Below are 18,837 nucleotides of genomic sequence, written 5' to 3' on the forward strand. Positions count from 1 at the left end.
CGACTAATTTCGGACGGATGCGGAATTTAATATTTGCCAGTAAATCTAGCTTCATCAGGAGGATTATTATGTCTAAGAAGATTTTAATCGTCGATGACGATCAGGAAATTCGTTCTTACTTGAGCGAACTATTCGGAGACAACGGTTATGAAACCGTTACAGCGGAAGATGGTATAGTAGCTATCGAAGTTGCTGAAAAAGAGACTCCAGATTTGATCACACTTGATCTAGAAATGCCTAACGAATGGGGCCCACGCTTCTACCGTAAGCTAAGCCAGAACGAAGCTTTGAAAAGAACTCCAGTTATCGTAATTAGTGGTCTTAATGCTAACCAGTACGCAATTCCTAAAGCAGTTGCTACACTGACTAAGCCTTTCGACGCAGATCAGTTGATAGCCATTGTTAAAGAAACAATTGGCTAAATATCTTATGATTATAAGACCGACTGACATGCAATAACTCGCATGTCAGTCGGTTTTACATTAAAAGGGCTCGCTGGTAAGGTCCCGCTTTTCCCCACAACGGGATTCAACTCCCGGACAAATTATCATACAGGTGACAAGCATGCCCAAGAAAATCATGGTCGTTGACGACGATCCAGACATCGTTGACTACTTAATTAATGTTTTTGAAGATCACGGCTACCTTACCTGCCGCGCATCAGATGGAATTACAGCTTACGACGTAGCAATGGCTGAAAAGCCTGATTTAATTACACTTGATCTAGAAATGCCTCATGAATGGGGTCCTCGCTTCTACCGTAGACTGACTCAAGAAGAACAATTTTCAGATATACCTGTCATAGTTATCAGCGGATTATCCGGCATACACTTGGCTATCAAACGCGCTGTGGCAACTATTAAAAAGCCTTTTGACCCAACTGACGTTATTCAGATTGTCAGAGAGGCTCTTGGTGATCCGAACGACTAGCCTGACCAGCTCTGTTGCTGCAAGGATAGCTACTGATTATGTAGCGAAATTTTTTCCCGGGAGTTAATCCCGGAGCCGCATTATGTTTTTGGAGGGATGGGATGAACAGCAAAAAGCTAATGCTTGTAGACGACGAAGAAGGTATCAGACGCTTTCTCGGACTCACACTTGTAGACCTCGGATATATTGTCGAGACTGCTGAAAATGGTTACGCGGCATTGGAACGTCTTAAGACTTTCAAACCTGCAATCATTCTTACAGATATCAAAATGCCCCAAATGGATGGGCTGGAGCTGCTCAGAACTGTTAAATCCCAAAATCCTGAAATTGAGGTAATCATGCTTACTGGGCATGGAGATCTTGATCTTGCCATTGAATCCCTCAAATTGGATGCCGCTGATTTTATTACCAAGCCCATAAACGACGAAGTTCTGGAAATTTCACTTACACGCGTTCTGGAAAAGATCCAGATGAAAGTTAAACTTCGCGAGTATACCGAGAATTTAGAACGCTTAGTTGATGAAAAAACCGAGCGCATCGTTGAACTAGAACGTCAAAATGCTGCTTGTCAGGTGATTGAAGGACTCAGCGGAGCTCTTTCGAGTGCATCAAGTGAAGTAGAAATGGGATCTGGACTCTTCAATGAATTACCATGTCTTGTTTCTATCCATAATAGATATTTAGAAATTGTCTCAGCAAACCAGCTTCTTAAAGAACGCCTTGGTGATGTTGTTGGTAAAAATAGCTTTGATATCTACTCAGACCGCAACTCTGCCGGCAACGCCTGTCCTGTTCAAAAGACCTTTGAAACGGGAAAAGGACAACGTAGTAAAGAAACTTTTCTTGGCAAAGACGGTGAAGAGATTCCCGTTACAGTTTATACTGCTCCTATCGCCAACAAAGAGGGCGAGATTGAGCTTGTACTAGATATTTCTGTCGATATGACTGAATTGCAGCGTCTTAAAGATGAACTGCTTACCACTCAGCACAAATTCGAACGCCTTTTTGATGAAGCTCCATGCTACATTTCAGTTCAAAATAAAGATTTCACCATTGCTGAAGTCAATCGCCGATTTAAAGAAGATTTCGTCGAAGCCCCCGGCTCACATTGCTTCAAGACATATAAGCAAGGTGATCAGCCTTGCACTGAATGCCCAGTAAAACTTACCTTTGAAGATGGCGAATCTCACCAGATGGAAACAGTGGTAACCACCAGCAAAGGTGAACAAAAAAATGTTATTGTCTGGTCTTCCCCTATACGCGACGCCTATGGTGAAATTATTCAGGTCATGGAAATGTCCACAGATATTACCGAAATACGCCGCTTGCAAGATCATCTGACATCTCTCGGATTCATGCTTGGTTCCATGTCCCATGGAGTCAAAGGAATGCTGACTGCGCTAGATGGTGGTATATATCGCTTGGAATCAGGACTTCGAAAAAAGGATCAAGATCGCATAGATGCTGCGACTAAAGTTCTGAAAAGCACCGTAGGACGAGTCAAAAAGATGGTGCTGGACATCCTCTACTACGCAAAATCTCGCGAGTTAGAGCTTGAGACAGTTGATGCTACACATTTTTTAAATGGAACAGCCGCACTTGTCGCGCCTAAAGCAGCAAACGCAGGGCTGGATTTCACACTGGATATCCCTGAAAATCTGGGCCATATCAGAATTGATTCAAGTGCCATGTCTGCAACGCTTGTTAACTTCCTTGAAAATGCTGTAGATGCCTGTGTTAATCCAAAAGAAGGGAAAGAATACTCTATCAGTTTTTCCGCATCACTTAATGATGATAAGTTAGTAATAGTTGTCGCTGACACAGGAATGGGCATGGACCAAGAGACAGCAAACAAAATTTTCACCTTATTCTTTTCATCAAAAGGTAATAAAGGAACAGGGATTGGCCTTTTTATATCCAATCAAACCATCGAAAAACATAACGGCCAAATCTCGGTAGATTCTGAATTAGGTAAAGGAACAACCTTTACGATAACTCTGCCCTGCACAGTTTAACCAGAATCGGTTGACCTGAATAACGCATCTTTTCTTCTTTTAAATATCGAGAAAAGCAGTTCTCTTTCTCTTTCATTATTTTAAGCATCCTGCTATCTAACTATTATAAACATTTTTATTTTAGATAATTAACCTGACAGGTTCAAGTACCATTTCATGAAGCTAACCACTCGAAGTAGATACGGGGCACGCTTGCTGCTAGACATTGCACTGCACTCCGAAAATGGCCCTGTTCCGAGCAAAGACTCGGCTAGGCGCGAAAAAATTTCGCTTAAATATCTCGAAAAAATTTTAAAAATGCTCAAAGATGGCGGCTATATAAAAGGTAAAAGAGGCCCGAATGGCGGCAACATCCTTCTACGAAAGCCGGAAGACATCTCTATCGGAGCTATTGCCAAAATATTAGATGGTCAGGAAAAAGTTCTCGATTGCGTAGGGGACGAAACAGTCTGCGCGCGCTCAGCAGTATGCCTGCGCCGTTCCATTTGGGACGATGCAAATCAAGCCATGTACAAAATGCTGGATTCATATTCTCTGGCTGACCTTATAAAAGACGCACACCTATGTCCTACTGAAAGGATGAAATAAAGTGATTTTTATTTGTCATAGTTTATAAAATCCTGAGGAGAAGGTGTCATGTTCAAGAGATTACGCGAAAGTTTAATCATGAAAATGATCCTATCAGGTGGCATTACCTTGCTACTGAGCGTCATGCTTTGGACAAGTTTCAATGTCGTCTTTTTCAAAAAAAACGTCACTGAAAATGTCATGGGTGACATTGCACTGCTCTCCGACACTATTCTGCTCAGCCTCCACTACGCCATGATGCTCGATTCTAAAGAAGACATCAAAGTTGATATTAATAATATCAGCAAACAGCGCGAAATAAAAAGTATCCGCATTTATAATAAAAAAGGCAGGATCGTCTTTTCAAATGACTCTGAAGAAGTCAACACTGTCGTAGATTTGAAAACAGCATCATGCTGGACCTGTCATCAGTATGATCCTATTCCAGCCAGCATGAGTTTAGCCGAACGTAGCCGCATAAAAACGGTTAACGGTGAAAAATCTATCAGCATCATGACCCCTATCAGAAATTCAGAAGGATGCGCTCCCGGCCCATGCCATGTCCATTCCGAAGATGAGCGGCTTCTTGGCCTTTTAGACATGGAAGTCTCCATGGAAAAGAAAAGCGCCATGATTACCACCTTTGAACAGTCAAATGTAGTAATAGCATTGATCGTTTTCATCGCCACTTTTGCAGCTCTATTTATTTATGCTTATAATTTTATTTTCAAGCCTATTAGCAAACTTATTACAGCAACCAAGGGTATCGGAGCAGGAAAAGAATTTAAAGGTGTCGATCTCGATCAAACAGACGAGATTGGTGCTCTGTCAGACGCGTTCAATATGATGGGTCGTCAAGTTCAAGAAAAACATAAAGAGCTACGCGAACAAAAAGAAGAATATCGTGAACTTTTTCATAATGTTCCATGTCTTGTAAGCGTCGTTGATCTCAACTTTAAAGTTATTCGTCATAACAGAGCTTATGAAGAACATTTCGGCAAACCTGCCGGAAGACATTGCTATCAGATCAATAAAGACCGCGATCAAAAATGTGTAGAATGCCCTGTTGAAAGAACATTTTTTGATCTCACTTCACATATGAGTGAAGAGTCTGGACTTTCTAAAAATGGAAATCCTATCCATTGGATTGTTTACACTTCTCCCATCAGGGATCGCTCTGGTAAGATTATTGCCGCCATGGAAATGATGCTCGACATCACACCCCGCAAAAAACTTGAAGAACGCCTGGCTGTTTCTGAAGAACGCTACCATGCCATATTTGACTCCATTCCCGGAGCAGTTTTTGTTCTTGATGCGGACACATTGGAAATTTTAAACTGTAATGATCATGTTTTCGAAATATACGGATATTCTTCTGCTGAAACACTAGGCAAGCCTTTCACAGAGCTATTCCGTGAAGATGAAAGAGCTGATTACGGTCATCTTGTTAAATTCAAGAAAGAGATCGGACCATGCACCCAGCTAACCAAATTTAACAAACACATGTACGTGATGATGCGCATTTCTCCCGCCCAATTTCTTAATAACAAGGCGCTGATTGTTACCTGTAGCGACGTGACTAAAAAACTCGTAGCTGAGCAGCAACTGATTCAGGCCAGCAAAATGACTACACTAGGAGAGATGGCTTCCGGTGTTGCTCATGAACTGAATCAACCGCTCGCAATTTTAAAGACGATCAGCAATCTGCTAATGCGTAAAGTCAGCCGTGGACAAGAAATAGAGCCTGAAATACTTCACGAAATGGCTGAGGGCATTGATTCACATGTTGACCGTGCAAGTAAGATTATCGAGCACATGCGCGAATTCGGTCGTAAAGCAGATCTGAGGACCATGCCGGTACAGGTTAATGATGTATTGATTCGCGGATTTGAATTTTTCAGCCAGCAGCTACGTGTTCGCAGTATTGAGGTTGTTTGGGACCTTGATGATAACCTTCCTCAGATTATGGCTGACTCAAACCGTCTGGAACAAGTGGTTATAAACCTGCTCATCAATGCCAGAGATGCAATTGAAGATCATTGGGCTGAGAGCTGCCCGATATCAAAAGACAAAGAAATTTTCATCACTACATACTGCACAAAAACTAGAGTAATTATAGATGTTTGCGACTCAGGTGGAGGTATACCGGAAACTATCCAAGACAAGCTCTTCGAGCCTTTTTTCACCACCAAAGATGTGGGTAAAGGAACAGGACTGGGGCTATCCATATCGTATGGTATAGTACAGGATTACAAAGGAACAATTCAAGCTTCATCAAGAGAAGGGTCAGGAGCCTGCTTCACAATTGCGTTCCCGCGCGAGGATGCAGGGGAAGAATCTGGGTAGAAAGCTCCCATTGCTTACTCAGTCTAGATACCACTGAAACTCTTGAAAATTTATTCACGAAGGGCTTGATCTAAATAAAATGACTTCAGCACAAATAAACGGGAACCTGCAAGCAGATTCCCGTTTCTAAATTACACCTAAATTCTCTTCACTATCTAAATTCAACTTGCACAGGGTTAACCAGTTTTAAAACTGAATCCTGCTCAAACATCGCTTTATAAGATTGCGCAATATTATTAATCTTTAAATCCGTTTCGGAATCAGGACTGACAACCATCAGCACCTTACTCTTTTCTGCGTAGGTGCGCCCGTCTTCGTTCCAGAAACCGGATGAATTATAAATGGTAAACCCATCACTAAAGGCGGGTGCGATTTCAGTCTGCATAAAATTCGCCCACTGCTGTTCACTAATCTCAGTCTTACCGCCTTCGGCTGATAGCCCAAAATACAGCTCGTAACGGTTCCAATTTCCAGCTCCGCACCCCGAAATAACAAATAGCAGCAGTACAAGAATGAGCAATCTAAATTTATTCGCAGCCATTTATCGACTCCACCTTAAAAATCATAAACCGTTTTTTCTAGAACAAAGTGATCCAGTTTTACACTACTGCGCTAAAAAAACATCAGGCTCACGGCGCTCTGCACAATTTGTTGATAGCCATTTTGAAATTTCTAAAACTCGTGGAACTTCCATCTTGCGAGAGTCATTAGTACAAACTTTTACGCAGGCACAGCACAATATGCAATTGTCAGCGTCGGTTACGACCTCCACCCCTACGGTGATTGCGCCTGTAGGACAAACTCTCTCACATGCTCCGCACAATTCACAATTGCCCTGCGAAAAGGGTGCTACAAGTGCCCGGTTAACGCGCTCTTTATATGGATTAGCGCCCGGCACATTAAGACCAACGCCATTATCCCATTTACCGCGTTGAAACATAACAGCGAGTTCTCTACCGAACTCCTCGGCTTTCACAATATCGCCAGCATCCGGTCTGCCGACAGCCACAGGTGTGACCTTCGTAGAGTATGAGTGCTCACCGATAAAGGCCGCAGCTGCTACGGGCTTAAACCCGGCCTCTGCGGAAAAATCTTTAAGCTCAAGCAAGGCATCATCAAAAGCTCTATTACCATAAACGACGACTAAAACAGCGGGAACTCCCGCTCCCTTGAGGCTAGCCAATCTTTCTAGAGCTATAGCGGGAACACGGCCCGCATAAACAGGTGTTCCAATAATAACCAGATCGTCATTTGCACAATCAAAGTCTTGAGGAACACCTTCTTCCCTGGTCACATCAAAAACAGTTAATTCACCTGCACCAAAACCTTTGGCAACAGCATCAAGAACACGTCTTGTGGTTCTTGTCGGAGAAAAATAAATTAACTTCAATTTGGAATCAGCCATAAATGCCCCCAAAAAACAATGCGCTACTACAAATTTACTTTGTCAGACTGTCCCAGTCCGCTTTAAAGGAAGCAAGCCCCTGATCGGTAAGTGGATGCTTGGCAAGCTCGCTGATCACTTTATACGGAATGGTCGCTACATCTGCGCCGATCAATGCGGAATCGAGGACATGAAGTGGATTACGAATGGATGCAACCAGAATTTTAGTCGGGAATTCATAGTTATCAAAAATTGTTCTAATTTGAGAAATAAGCTCCATACCATCATGAGATATTCCATCAAGCCTTCCAACGAAAGGACTGACGTACGTAGCTCCTGCCTTCGCGGCAAGCAAGGCCTGTAAAGGAGAAAAAACAAGAGTTACGTTCGTTTTCATACCCTTTTTATACAACGCCTTAGTCGCAACCAACCCCTCGGAAGTTAAAGGAACTTTGATCACAACATTATCTCCGAATGAGGCTAGATCACCAGCCTCAGCTATCATTTCTTCAGCAGTTTCACCCATAACTTCAAGACTGACAGGGCCGGTAACTTCTTCACAAATTAGCTTAGCCTGCTGACGCCAATCACCACCTTCTCGAGAAAGAAGTGTTGGATTAGTAGTGACCCCATCAAGAAGACCCTGCTTTTTAGCGTTTCTAATTTCAACAATATTTGCGGTATCTAAAAAAAATTCCATTAGTTATTCTCCCTTTCGTCTACACGCATATAATTAAATGCGAAGGTATAAAGACCAGTACTTAAAGCTTTTTCACGATTCGTTTTCATATAACAAATGAAGCGTGAGCAAAAGCACTATCTTCTGATATAGGTATCCTCCAAAATTTGACAACCCACAATGAGGCGCGTAAATGCTTACTCGGCACAAGTGTGCCCAATTCAATTTACGGCAACTCAGCGAAAGAAAAGTATATTCAGGAGAACTAAAATGACTGACAATGCAACTACAAAAGCAGATGGATTTTTTGGAGAATACGGCGGACAATTTGTTCCCGAACCACTCATTCCAATTCTTAATAAGCTTGCCGATACTTACAACAAATTTAAAGATGACCCTGAATTCAAGCGAGAATTTGAATACTATCTTGCAAAGTACTCAGGACGCCCTACCCCGCTCTACCTGTGCTCCAATCTTACCAATGAACTCGGTGGAGCCAAAATATATCTCAAACGCGAAGATTTAAACCACCTTGGTGCGCACAAAGTAAACAACACCCTCGGCCAAATCTTGCTTGCTAAACGCATGGGCAAAAAGAAAATTATCGCCGAAACAGGTGCTGGGCAGCACGGCGTAGCAACTGCAGCTACTGCGGCGCTCATGGGTATGGAATGCACCATTTACATGGGCGCAGTGGATGTTGAAAGACAGAAGCTGAATGTATTCCGTATGCAGATGATGGGCGCAAAAGTTATCCCTGCAACATCAGGACAGTGCACACTCAAAGAAGCCGTCGACGAAGCTCTCGGAGCATGGATTCAGGACGCGGAGGACTCTTTCTACTTGCTAGGCTCTGCGGTAGGACCTCACCCATACCCTGGGATGGTCCGCGATTTCCAGTCTATTATCGGGAAAGAAGCTAGAGAGCAGATTCTTGAAGACGAAGGACGCCTTCCAGACTACTGCATAGCCTGTGTGGGCGGTGGATCAAATGCTATAGGACTTTTCTCTGAGTTCGTTAAAGATGAATCAGTAAAACTCGTTGGAGTTGAGCCTGCCGGACGCAGTCTTGAACCGGGTGAACATGCCGCGACACTTTGCCTCGGAGAACCAGGCGTAATGCACGGTTTTAACTCATACATGCTCAAAGATGACAAAGGCGAGCCTGCACCTGTTTATTCCATTTCCGCAGGCCTCGATTACCCAAGCGTAGGACCTGAGCATTCGCACCTCAAAGATTTAGGCAGGGCAGAATACGTTCACGCTTCCGACAAAGAAGCTGTAGCAGCATTCTTCACTCTTTCTCAGAAAGAAGGAATTATACCTGCACTGGAATCTTCTCACGCGCTGGCACACGCCATCAGGCTTGCGCCGACTCTCCCTAAAGACAACATCATCATTGTTAACTTGTCCGGCCGCGGAGACAAAGACGTTGCTGAAATTGAAAGCTTGATCAGCAAAGGCGAATTCGAAATGCCTTAAACCTGATTAATCAGAATCAGGCATATGCTTTAAAATATAAAATCCGGCCACCTTATTAATGAGGTGGCCGGATTTTTTATGATCTTACCACCCTTGCAGCGACAATACTTTCATGCTTTACTGAGTTAGATTAAAAAAATTACGGTCAATATACTTCAAACCATTTCAACTATTAAAAGGATATAGAATGAAAAAAGCATCTATAATTTTACAACTCGTTATTGTTTCATTACTAATGACGGCATCTCTCGCCATGGCAAATAAATTTGAAGTAGATCCACTCATTAAGCAGGCCCTTAAAGTTGTACCAAAAGGAGCTGAACTCGTTGCCAGCCAAGGTGGCGAAGGTAGTGCATTTGTAGCGTACACTTCAGGCGAGCAAAATTATCAATTCACACTTTCCAGTGATCTGGACCCACAGATTCCTGATGCAAAGAAATTTAAATACAAAGATAAAGACGCTTTCTACTTTCGCCCCGGAGCAAGAGAGATTGGCGGGCTCATGATTGTTCTAAATCCCGAAAAAAGCCTCGTGATAATATACTCATCCATTACGCCCGAAAATAAAAAAGTAACACTTGAAGCAATGGTTAAAATTGCCGACCAAATGAATTTAGACAAAATTTAGTTTTTTACACAAAGAAAAGCCCCTTTCGAAGCTAATTCAAAAGGGGCTTTATTACGTCCAATATCAATGTGTGTTAGGGCAACACTTTTGAATCCATAATCCACACGTCGATGGGTAGTTTTGCATATGTGATAGCTTCATTTAAACGCCTTAGATATCTGCCTTCTTTACTCTTATCGACAATAAGGACCACCCCGGCCCGCTTCCCTGTGCATGAAGCATAATACAGCGACTGTCCGATAGCCTCGGCCCACTTGCGCCCAAAATCCATTTCCACTGCGTGAGTGTCAGTCAAACAGTCAACCCGTGTTGCGTCTGGAAGACGAAATTCTACCTCTCCGTGGTTTTGATTACACCACAGGTCTTGGTAATCTCTCTCAGACCCAAAAGCTGGATATGATATAGATAAAATTGCGAGCAACATTATACATACTTTCATTCGATAAAATATACCATACACGCAATCCAATATCAACGCATATTCTATATTTGCATAATTTAATAAATTTTAACCGAATAATATACCTACATCGATAACAAATAGTGATGTCAAACACGCCGTTTAGTTACATCAAAAAAAATTACCTTTCTCCACTTGAAAAATCATAGGAAGGTATGTGATAAGAGCATGTCTCTAAGAACAATCTCAACTTTATTGAAACTAAATAAAAAAACACTTCCACGCGGACCATCATAAAAATGACCATAAAAAATCAGTACAAAGACATTCTACCCTTCATAGGGCTTGTTATATTTGCTCTTTTATTTGCATGCATTGGAGAGTGGCGTCCATTTTTCTTCGACATCGACGAACCTAAGTATGTAACGGCGGCACTAGAAATGGCTCGATCCGGGGACTGGCTTCACCCCATGTTCGGAGGGCTGCCTCGCATGGAAAAGCCACCACTACCCTACTGGCTGGCGGCTCCGCTTTTTAAAATTTTCGGAACAGCTTTTAGCGACGGCACACTGCTTTTCATTGCCCGCATTCCTGCTATTTTAAGCTCAGTTCTAACAATTGTTGCGACCTACTTGATTGGTAAGAGATTATACTCGACAAAAACAGGGATTCTAGCCGCCCTATTTCTCACAATTGCCCCTCCCTTCAAAATTGAAGGTATGATGTTAAAAGCTGACATCATTTATACAGCTGCAGTAACTTGGGCTACTTATTTCTATCTTCGCAGGTTTCAGGGAGATAAATCCACTGTAAACAGCCTAGCTGCATCACTCGCTACCGCACTTGGAGTCTTAACCAAAGGACCTTTTGCTTTAGCGCCCTTGGCAGGCTACATGATGGCGGAACTACTTAGAGAAAAACCCAGCAAAAACTATTTTATCTCCATCATTAAGAGATCTGGTTCTGTTTTACGAAGAGAGACTTCAACTATACTGCTTGGTGTAGTTCTCGGATGTGGCCCATTCTTATTATGGATTTGGTCCGCAAGCTCTCCTGAAATTAATTATTTTTCAGGAATGATAAGCGATGCAGCAAAAAACACACTCCATATAGAAAACCAAGCGTTACTTTTCTTGGGTAGTTTTTTCTTTTATTTGTCTGAGATAACTATAATTTTCTTTCCTCTTGGTGCACTATCAATAGGGGCAATCCACACACTACTTAAATATGGCCAAAGTAAATTTAGCGAAAAAAATATCATTCTGTGGACCTCTTTATTCTACCTAATACTCTGCATCTTTTTATACAGACTTAGAGCTCATCGCTACTTCTTGCCAATTTTGCCCCTGCTCTCTGTGATAACGGTCAATTGGATATTGACAGCATCACGCGACAAATTTTTCAAAAAATTATTTATATTCGGCAATGTACTCATCACCGGAACGGCTGTATTTATAGGGAGTGCAGTCCTGTACACAGGACAAATTTCTACAAATTTATGGGAAAATGCCCAAATTACAAATTACAGTTCAGCCTTGCTTCCTTTTGCCCTCGCATCGTTTTTACTAGCGGCTGTCACCATAATATCTGCGGCAAAGTACTATCACAAACCACTTACATACCTTGCTATTTCCTTCTTAACCTTGCTTGCGGTTTACCCTTTTTATTTCAACGCAGCGCCGGGAATAGGACCAGATAATAAATTCCTTCCTAAGCCTCTTATCGGTGTAAATCTTGCTAATTATGCAGAGAAAAACATTCCACCCAATTGTTTGTTCATTGCATCTGAAAGCACACTGAGGAATAATCCAGACCTCCATTTTTTCATGCGGAATTTAACAAAAAGGACAGAAGACGGATATTTAGCTGCGCTGACTTTTGACGTTAATAATTTCAACAATCTGATCATGGCTCCAGTAGTAGCCAGAACTATGCTTGAAGCAAACTCCTCTTTTGCGAAAGCTAGCCCTTTATACAAAACTATTAGTAATAATAAATTCCGCAAGTCAGTCTTAATTCTGAGCGGGAATGAGCTAACTCAACTATATCGTAATTCCATATATTTCAGCAAAATATTTAGCGCTCCCGCGGCATCCATTCCTATTCAGGGCATGAATATTTCATGGAACAATGAGCTATTCTATGTGGTATTCATGAAAGGCTTATAAATCCTTAATTTTCACTTAACAAAAAAATCCGGATGGAAATAATTCCATCCGGATTTTTCATTAACCATTCATTCTTCTAATTTAAAAAGCGCTTGTAGAGAGCTAAACATTCAACCCAGCAAGCCCCTGTTCCAAATCGCTTTTGAGATCACTCACATCCTCAAGTCCTATATTCAACCTGAAAATAGTCTTGCCTTCGTATGCAAAAGAATTGTCCCTTCGGAACCTACCGCCCGTAATAAGGCTCTTGAATCCTCCCCAGCTGTAACCTAGTCCGAACAGCTCAAGATTATCAACAAACACGGAATGATCCATCTCTTCATATTCATCCTGAAGCGTAAAAGCAAAAAGACCGCTTGAGCCTGTGAAATCACGCTTCCAGAGATCATGTTCAGGATGACTTTCAAGAGCGGGGTGAATTACTTTATCGACTATTTTATGCGTGGTCAGCCACCTTGCAACATCCAGCGCAGCCTGTTCATGATGCTTAAGGCGGACATGCAGAGTTCGAAGCCCGCGCAAAGCCTGATAGCAATCCTCTTGCGAAGCAAAAGTCTCAAACAATCCGCAACTCTTCCTAAATATATCCCAATACTCTTCAGTGGTGGAGACAGTGCCCAGCAAAATATCAGAATGGCCCGTGATATATTTTGTCGCTGACTGAATAGAAACATCCACGCCAAGCTTAAATGGATTTAGATAAAGCGGAGTAGCCCAAGTGTTATCAATAACACTGACAATTCCTTTTTCACGACAAACTTTGGTTATGGCTGGAACATCCTGAATTTCGAAAGTATTGGAACCGGGCGATTCCATAAAAATTAAGCAAGTTTCATCTTTAATATACTTGCTAATGTCAGCCCCCGCATTGGAAGGCAGGAAGTCCGTGGTAACTCCGTATTTAGAAAGAAATCCATTGCAGAAATGACGAGTAGGCCCATAGACATTATCACAAATAAGTACGTGATCGCCCTGTTTGGTATACGCTAGCAAAACCATTGCAATAGCGCTTATCCCGGATTGAAAAGCCTTACATCCGTAGGAGCCATCAATCTGAACCATTGCAGCTTCGAATGCTTTCTGAGCCCCAAGGCCGCTGGTTCCATAGTCTATCCCTTCGTACTTGCCCTGATTTGCAGCAAGCATATCGGAGTAGCAGTCAAAAAGGACCGTAGAAGCGCGGTGCAAAGGAGGATTGATAGTATTAATGGAACGGCGCGCTTCGACGCTTCCTCCGGTGACAAGATCAGTTGCAATTTTACGCATTAGGTTAAGCTCCTATTTCCAAAAAATTTTCATATAAAATAAAAAAAGGGAAGCTCCTTGATAACAGGAACTCCCCTTTATATATCAAGTAATGTTATAAAATCAGTACATTTCACCCAGTTCGGCTTCAATCATTTCAAGCGGGAAATCTTCTTCGATAACCGCATGACCGAGCTTATCAAGAGCGACCATAACAACTGATCCATCTTTAACTTTCTTATCACGCTTCATCAGTTCCATTATATCTGTAGAACTGACTTTCAAGCTGGCAGTAGCAAGGGAGAGTCTATCCATAACATCCTGATGTAACTCAAGATCAGAATCAGAAAGCATTCCTGCCCGGTTGCAAGCTCTGGCAACGACTCTCATGCCGTGTCCAACGCATTCACCATGAGCAAGCTCATAGCCGAAAAAGGTCTCAATGGCATGACCAACAGTATGACCGTAGTTCAGTATACGCCTTAGCCCGCCTTCTTTCTCATCTCTGGAGACAATGTCGGCCTTGATTTCGCAGCAACGTGAAACGACTACAGACATCACTTCTTTATCAAGAGCTAGAACCTTGTCTGCATTATCCAGCAAATATTCGGCAAACTTTCTATCGGCAATAAATCCATGTTTTACAACTTCACCAAGCCCGCTCAGAATTTCACGCTCAGGCAAACTCCTAAGTGCGGAAATGTCTGAATATACGTGCTTAGGCTGATAAAACATTCCGCAATAATTCTTGCCGCCGGAAATGTTCACCGCAACCTTGCCACCTACGGAGGAATCAACCTGTGCCAACAATGTAGTCGGAACTTGCACGAAATTTATTCCGCGCATATAGCTTCCGGCAACGTAACCGGACAAATCACCGACCACACCTCCACCAAGTGCTATAACAACGTCCTGACGGGTAATCCCAGCCTCGAGCATAGCCTCGAGTAAAGATGCAAAGACATCCAGACTCTTGCTGTTTTCACCAGCTGGAACAGTGAGGAGAAGCGGATCAATATTTTCAAGAGCAAGCTTTTCAACTAAACTTAGCCCGAAAAGCTCACGAGTATTTTCATCACAAATAACAACGGGAGTTCTCCCGTATTTTTTGGAACACAGATCCGGGACAAGGCTATCCATAACCCCATCACCGACATCTATTCCGTAGGAGCTATCAAACTCTCCCTTCAAAATAACTTCAACCTTCGGCATTACTTATCTCCGGCAAGCATTGTTTCCTGCTGACGCAAGGACTCTTCGTGAATGTACTGGAAAATGCGAAGCATAAAATGCTCATCCATACCGCGGGCAACTCCTTCGCGAGTACGTTTTTCAACAGTCTTCTTCCACTGTGCAGGCTGCAGAAGTGCAATACCTTTATCGCGTTTCATTTCACCGATTGTACGGCCTATTGCCATACGCTCAGCGAGTAGCTCAACGATTGATTCGTCAATTTCATCAAGTCTGATGCGTTTGTTTTCAACAGCATGAATGAAATCTTCATCTTCAATTGCAGGATGACGAACCTTCAGTCCAGCGAGAACTTTGCCTAAATCTTCAGGAGTAAACTGCTGCTTGCTGTCACTAAGAGCAACATCAGGATTAATATGAGATTCAATCATCAATCCGTCAAAAAGGAGGTCGAGAGCTTTCTGTGAAACTGCAGGAATAAATTCGCGGGTTCCGCAAAGATGACTTGGATCACAGATGATAGGAAGCCCTTCACAGCGACGACGAAGTTCAATAAAAATTCTCCAGTTCGGAGCATTGCGGTATTTAGATTCTTTAGCAGAAGAAAATCCGCGATGAATAGCACCAAGTTTTTTGACTCCGGCTTTATTCAAACGTTCCATAGCTCCAATCCAAAGCTCAACATCAGGGTTGATCGGATTCTTAACCAGCACAGGAATATCTGTTCCTTTTAGGGAATCCGCAAGAGCCTGAACCGCAAAAGGATTAACCGTAGTTCTTGCTCCGACCCAAATGAGATCTACATTATATTTAAGGCAAAGTTCAACATGCTCAGGAGTTGCAGTCTCAGTAGAGATAGGCATTCCTGTTTCTTCACGTGCTTCAACCAGCCATTTTAATCCTTCTTCGCCCATACCTTCAAAACAATTAGGACGCGTACGAGGCTTCCAGATTCCAGCGCGAAGGATATGTGCTGCGCCAGTTTTAGCAACGCCACGTGCGGTTTCAAGCACCTGATCGCGGCTTTCTGCACTACAGGGGCCAGCTATAATTAAAGGGCCATCGTGCTTAAATCCCCAAGAATCAATACCGTCAATATCAAGTTGAACGCTCATAAGCTATAATCTCCGTGGCTTAATGTTATTTTAAGATTCTCCATCAAGGGCTCTTTGAAGTGAAACTTCAAGCATAGTTTTCTGTAAACGTATGCTCCTAGAATTACTTTCAAGAATATTTTCAGTCAAAGACCGAAGCTTATCCACAGCCTCAAGACAGGCCGTAATCATCAGCTCTGTAGGAACCAGCCCTGACGAACGTATCAGTTCCAAAATATTTTCCAGAGTGTGGGATAATTCTTCTATTTTATGAAGCTTCAAGAGATTGGAACCGGCTTTTACGGAATGAGCATCACGAAAAATGGAATTAATTAACTCTGAAGAACTGTTTTCTGCGCTTTTTTCCAAATAAAGGAGTCCAGTTTCAAGTTCGTCGAGACGCTCCAAGGTCTCCTCTTGAAATATATCCAGCAATCTGTCGCCAGTACTCATTGAATTTAATACCTTATTTAAATTTAACTAAATCGCTCGCTAAATACGGGAGACTTTATTTGAATTCTAAACATTAATTATATAGGTTATCTGCCCTACTGCCTTAATTTCGTCAATGACAGGAAGTGAGATCATTTTTTTATCAGGAGCTTACCCCCTTCCCTTTTGTCATGCAACCATCTACAATACCGCCCTCGTGAGTATAAATACTTTTTACGCAATTTATTTCATTTGCATCATATATAATTTGTCAGCGCACAGCGCGGAGTTGATTACATGGCTTTAATGAGTGTTAATAATGTTTCAATGTCATTCGGCGGACCTCTGCTTTTAGACAAGGCTTCCTTTCAGGTTCAGTCCGGACAAAGAATTTGTATCGTCGGCAGAAATGGCGAAGGTAAATCCACCCTGCTCAGACTTATGAGCGGGGATTTGACTCCTGACGATGGAATTATTTCCAATCAGAAGGGAGTAACCGTAGCAAGATTATCTCAGAAAGTTCCTGAAGTCCTGAACGGAACAATCTTTGAAGTTGTAGCTGAAGGTCTTGGAGAACTGGGTCAGGCTCTAGCGAAATACCACAGAGTCAGTATGGAAGTTGCCAACGGTGGCGATGTAGAGAAGTTATCCGAGATTGAAGATATCATGGAACAGCATGGCGGCTGGAATGCTATGACAACCATTGATATGGTCATTTCACGTCTGTCACTGAATCCAGAAAATCGTTTTGAAAGCCTTTCAGGTGGACTGAAAAGACGAGTGCTGCTTGCCCGCGCACTTGCCAGCACCCCTGACATACTGCTCCTTGATGAGCCTACTAACCATCTTGATATTGATTCCATCGCATGGCTCGAAGAATTTATTTTAAAACACATCAAGACTCTCATCTTCATTACTCATGACCGCATGTTCCTGCGCCGCATTGCAACTCGTATTATCGAAATAGACCGCGGCAAACTAGCTGACTGGACTTGCGATTACGACACTTTCCTTGAGCGTAAAGAAGCACTTCTCGATGCGGAAGAAAAAAACTGGTCTGAATTCGACAAGAAACTCGCCCGTGAGGAAGTTTGGATCAGACAGGGAATCAAGGCCAGACGTACAAGAAACGAAGGCCGCGTCCGCGAACTCGAAAAACTACGCGGTGAACGAAGCAAAAGACGTGAAAGAACAGGCAAAGCAACAATAGAGATTCAAGAGGCCTCTCGTTCAGGTAAAATCGTTGCAGAAGCAATAGATGCATCTTTTTCCTGGGGAGAAGCGCCTGTATTTAAAGATTTAAACGCATCGATTATGCGCGGCGACAGAATCGGAATTATCGGACCAAACGGAACTGGTAAGACGACTCTCATACAGGTCCTGCTTGGTAAGCAAAGATTGCAAAAAGGCAAAATCAAGCTGGGAACGAAGCTTGAAGTTTCATATTTTGACCAGCACCGCGAGCAGCTGGATCCTGAGATGACCGTGCGTAACAGTGTCGCTGACGGCAATGACGTTGTAACCATTAATGACCGCACAAAACATGTCATGGGTTATCTTAAAGACTTTTTATTCGAGTCTGAAAGAGCTAACAGCAAGGTTAAAGTTTTATCTGGCGGTGAAAGAAACAGGCTGCTACTTGCCAGACTTTTCACCCGTCCATCCAACCTGCTGATAATGGATGAACCTACAAATGATCTCGATGCCGAAACCTTAGAGCTTCTCGAAGACAAGCTCATGGAATATCCCGGCACTGTTATCATCGTCAGCCATGACCGTGCATTCTTAAATAACGTTGTCACAAGTACACTCGTATTTGAAGGCGATGGAGAAGTTAAAGAATATGTAGGTGGATACGATGACTGGCTTAGACAAAAACCAGAAGAAGAAAAAGGCAACAAACCTAAGACGCTAAAAACAGTTAAGCAGGAACAACCATCTCCTCCTAAAAAAACTAAAAAGCTAAGCTACAAAGAACAGCGTGAGCTTGAGCTTCTTCAGGAAGAAATGAAAGCTCTTCCAGCCAAAATAGAAGAACTTGAAAAAGAAATAGCTAAAATCCAAGAGATTATGCTTGATTCAGACTTCTACAGAAAGTCCGCTCAGGAAATGGCTAAAACTCAAGGAAGACTCGAAGCTCTTGAAAGTGAACATGAGAAAACTTTTGAGCGTTGGGACGAAGTTGAAGCAAAGCTAGCCGAGTAGAACAGCTAGTCCGATTGGCACAAACTTACAGCTTACTGTCTATACAAAAAAACCCTGCGAGCGGAATGTGG

At 42.6% G+C, this 18,837-nt stretch carries 17 protein-coding genes; 9 read left to right on the plus strand and 8 right to left on the minus strand.

Annotated features, from left to right (window positions below):
• Window positions 1–68: 68 nt before the first annotated feature.
• From divK (BR06_RS0110955) to BR06_RS0110975, 5 genes are all read left to right on the plus strand, one after another.
• Window positions 69–422: a DVU0259 family response regulator domain-containing protein gene (gene divK / locus BR06_RS0110955; protein ID WP_031482884.1), complete on the plus strand. Its 354-nt coding sequence runs from the start codon at window positions 69–71 to the stop codon at window positions 420–422.
• A gap of 142 nt (window positions 423–564) precedes the next feature.
• Window positions 565–930, plus strand: coding sequence for a DVU0259 family response regulator domain-containing protein (gene divK, locus BR06_RS0110960; protein WP_031482886.1), 366 nt, complete (start codon window positions 565–567; stop codon window positions 928–930).
• Window positions 931–1,031: 101 nt separating this feature from the next.
• The gene (locus BR06_RS0110965) at window positions 1,032–2,945 is read left to right on the plus strand and encodes a response regulator (RefSeq protein WP_034602996.1); all 1,914 of its coding nucleotides are present in this window, start codon (window positions 1,032–1,034) and stop codon (window positions 2,943–2,945) included.
• Window positions 2,946–3,101: 156 nt separating this feature from the next.
• Window positions 3,102–3,533, plus strand: a complete 432-nt coding sequence (locus tag BR06_RS0110970) for an RrF2 family transcriptional regulator (protein WP_031482889.1) — start codon at window positions 3,102–3,104, stop codon at window positions 3,531–3,533.
• A 48-nt stretch (window positions 3,534–3,581) separates the two neighbouring features.
• Entirely contained in the window at window positions 3,582–5,858 is a 2,277-nt protein-coding gene (locus BR06_RS0110975; protein ID WP_031482891.1) for a PAS domain S-box protein, read from the plus strand.
• Window positions 5,859–6,009: 151 nt separating this feature from the next.
• On the opposite strand, the gene BR06_RS0110980 is transcribed toward BR06_RS0110975, so the two are convergent.
• The 3 genes from BR06_RS0110980 to fsa all read right to left on the minus strand — a co-directional run bounded on the left by BR06_RS0110980 (window position 6,010) and on the right by fsa (window position 7,942).
• Window positions 6,010–6,399, minus strand: a complete 390-nt coding sequence (locus BR06_RS0110980; RefSeq protein ID WP_051677022.1) for a DUF3574 domain-containing protein — start codon at window positions 6,397–6,399, stop codon at window positions 6,010–6,012.
• A gap of 63 nt (window positions 6,400–6,462) precedes the next feature.
• Window positions 6,463–7,263 carry a 4Fe-4S binding protein gene (locus BR06_RS0110985; protein ID WP_031482895.1) on the minus strand — a complete coding sequence of 267 codons (801 nt, stop codon included), beginning with the start codon at window positions 7,261–7,263 and terminating at the stop codon, window positions 6,463–6,465.
• A gap of 34 nt (window positions 7,264–7,297) precedes the next feature.
• Entirely contained in the window at window positions 7,298–7,942 is a 645-nt protein-coding gene (fsa, locus tag BR06_RS0110990) for a fructose-6-phosphate aldolase (protein WP_031482897.1), read from the minus strand.
• A 249-nt stretch (window positions 7,943–8,191) separates the two neighbouring features.
• Between fsa and trpB the strand changes: the two genes are divergently transcribed.
• Together trpB and BR06_RS0111000 are read left to right on the plus strand one after the other, a co-directional pair.
• Window positions 8,192–9,403, plus strand: coding sequence for a tryptophan synthase subunit beta (gene trpB, locus BR06_RS0110995; protein WP_031482899.1), 1,212 nt, complete (start codon window positions 8,192–8,194; stop codon window positions 9,401–9,403).
• A 187-nt stretch (window positions 9,404–9,590) separates the two neighbouring features.
• A complete protein-coding gene (locus tag BR06_RS0111000; RefSeq protein ID WP_031482901.1) occupies window positions 9,591–10,031 on the plus strand; it encodes a hypothetical protein in 441 nt (146 codons plus the stop codon).
• Between the two features lie 73 nt (window positions 10,032–10,104).
• On the opposite strand, the gene BR06_RS19260 is transcribed toward BR06_RS0111000, so the two are convergent.
• Entirely contained in the window at window positions 10,105–10,470 is a 366-nt protein-coding gene (locus tag BR06_RS19260; protein ID WP_084154111.1) for a hypothetical protein, read from the minus strand.
• 260 nt (window positions 10,471–10,730) lie between these two features.
• On the opposite strand from BR06_RS19260, the gene BR06_RS0111010 reads away from it, so the two are divergent.
• Window positions 10,731–12,599 carry a glycosyltransferase family 39 protein gene (locus tag BR06_RS0111010; protein WP_031482904.1) on the plus strand — a complete coding sequence of 623 codons (1,869 nt, stop codon included), beginning with the start codon at window positions 10,731–10,733 and terminating at the stop codon, window positions 12,597–12,599.
• Window positions 12,600–12,701: 102 nt separating this feature from the next.
• Here BR06_RS0111010 and metC read toward each other — a convergent pair whose 3' ends face one another.
• From metC to BR06_RS0111030, 4 genes are all read right to left on the minus strand, one after another.
• A complete protein-coding gene (gene metC / locus BR06_RS0111015) occupies window positions 12,702–13,865 on the minus strand; it encodes a cystathionine beta-lyase (protein ID WP_031482906.1) in 1,164 nt (387 codons plus the stop codon).
• 102 nt (window positions 13,866–13,967) lie between these two features.
• Window positions 13,968–15,056: a 3-dehydroquinate synthase gene (gene aroB / locus BR06_RS0111020; protein WP_031482908.1), complete on the minus strand. Its 1,089-nt coding sequence runs from the start codon at window positions 15,054–15,056 to the stop codon at window positions 13,968–13,970.
• Complete coding sequence (locus tag BR06_RS0111025) at window positions 15,056–16,150, minus strand: chorismate mutase (RefSeq protein ID WP_031482910.1); 1,095 nt, start codon at window positions 16,148–16,150, stop codon at window positions 15,056–15,058. The genes aroB and BR06_RS0111025 overlap by 1 nt, the downstream gene beginning before the upstream one ends.
• 30 nt (window positions 16,151–16,180) lie before the next feature.
• On the minus strand, window positions 16,181–16,582 hold the full coding sequence (locus tag BR06_RS0111030; protein ID WP_031482912.1) for an Hpt domain-containing protein: 402 nt from the start codon (window positions 16,580–16,582) through the stop codon (window positions 16,181–16,183).
• Between the two features lie 276 nt (window positions 16,583–16,858).
• Here BR06_RS0111030 and BR06_RS0111035 point away from each other — a divergent pair, with 276 nt between their 5' ends.
• Entirely contained in the window at window positions 16,859–18,766 is a 1,908-nt protein-coding gene (locus tag BR06_RS0111035; protein WP_031482913.1) for an ATP-binding cassette domain-containing protein, read from the plus strand.
• Window positions 18,767–18,837: the final 71 nt, after the last annotated feature.

It is taken from the genome of Maridesulfovibrio frigidus DSM 17176 (assembly GCF_000711735.1).
Lineage (GTDB): Bacteria > Desulfobacterota > Desulfovibrionia > Desulfovibrionales > Desulfovibrionaceae > Maridesulfovibrio > Maridesulfovibrio frigidus.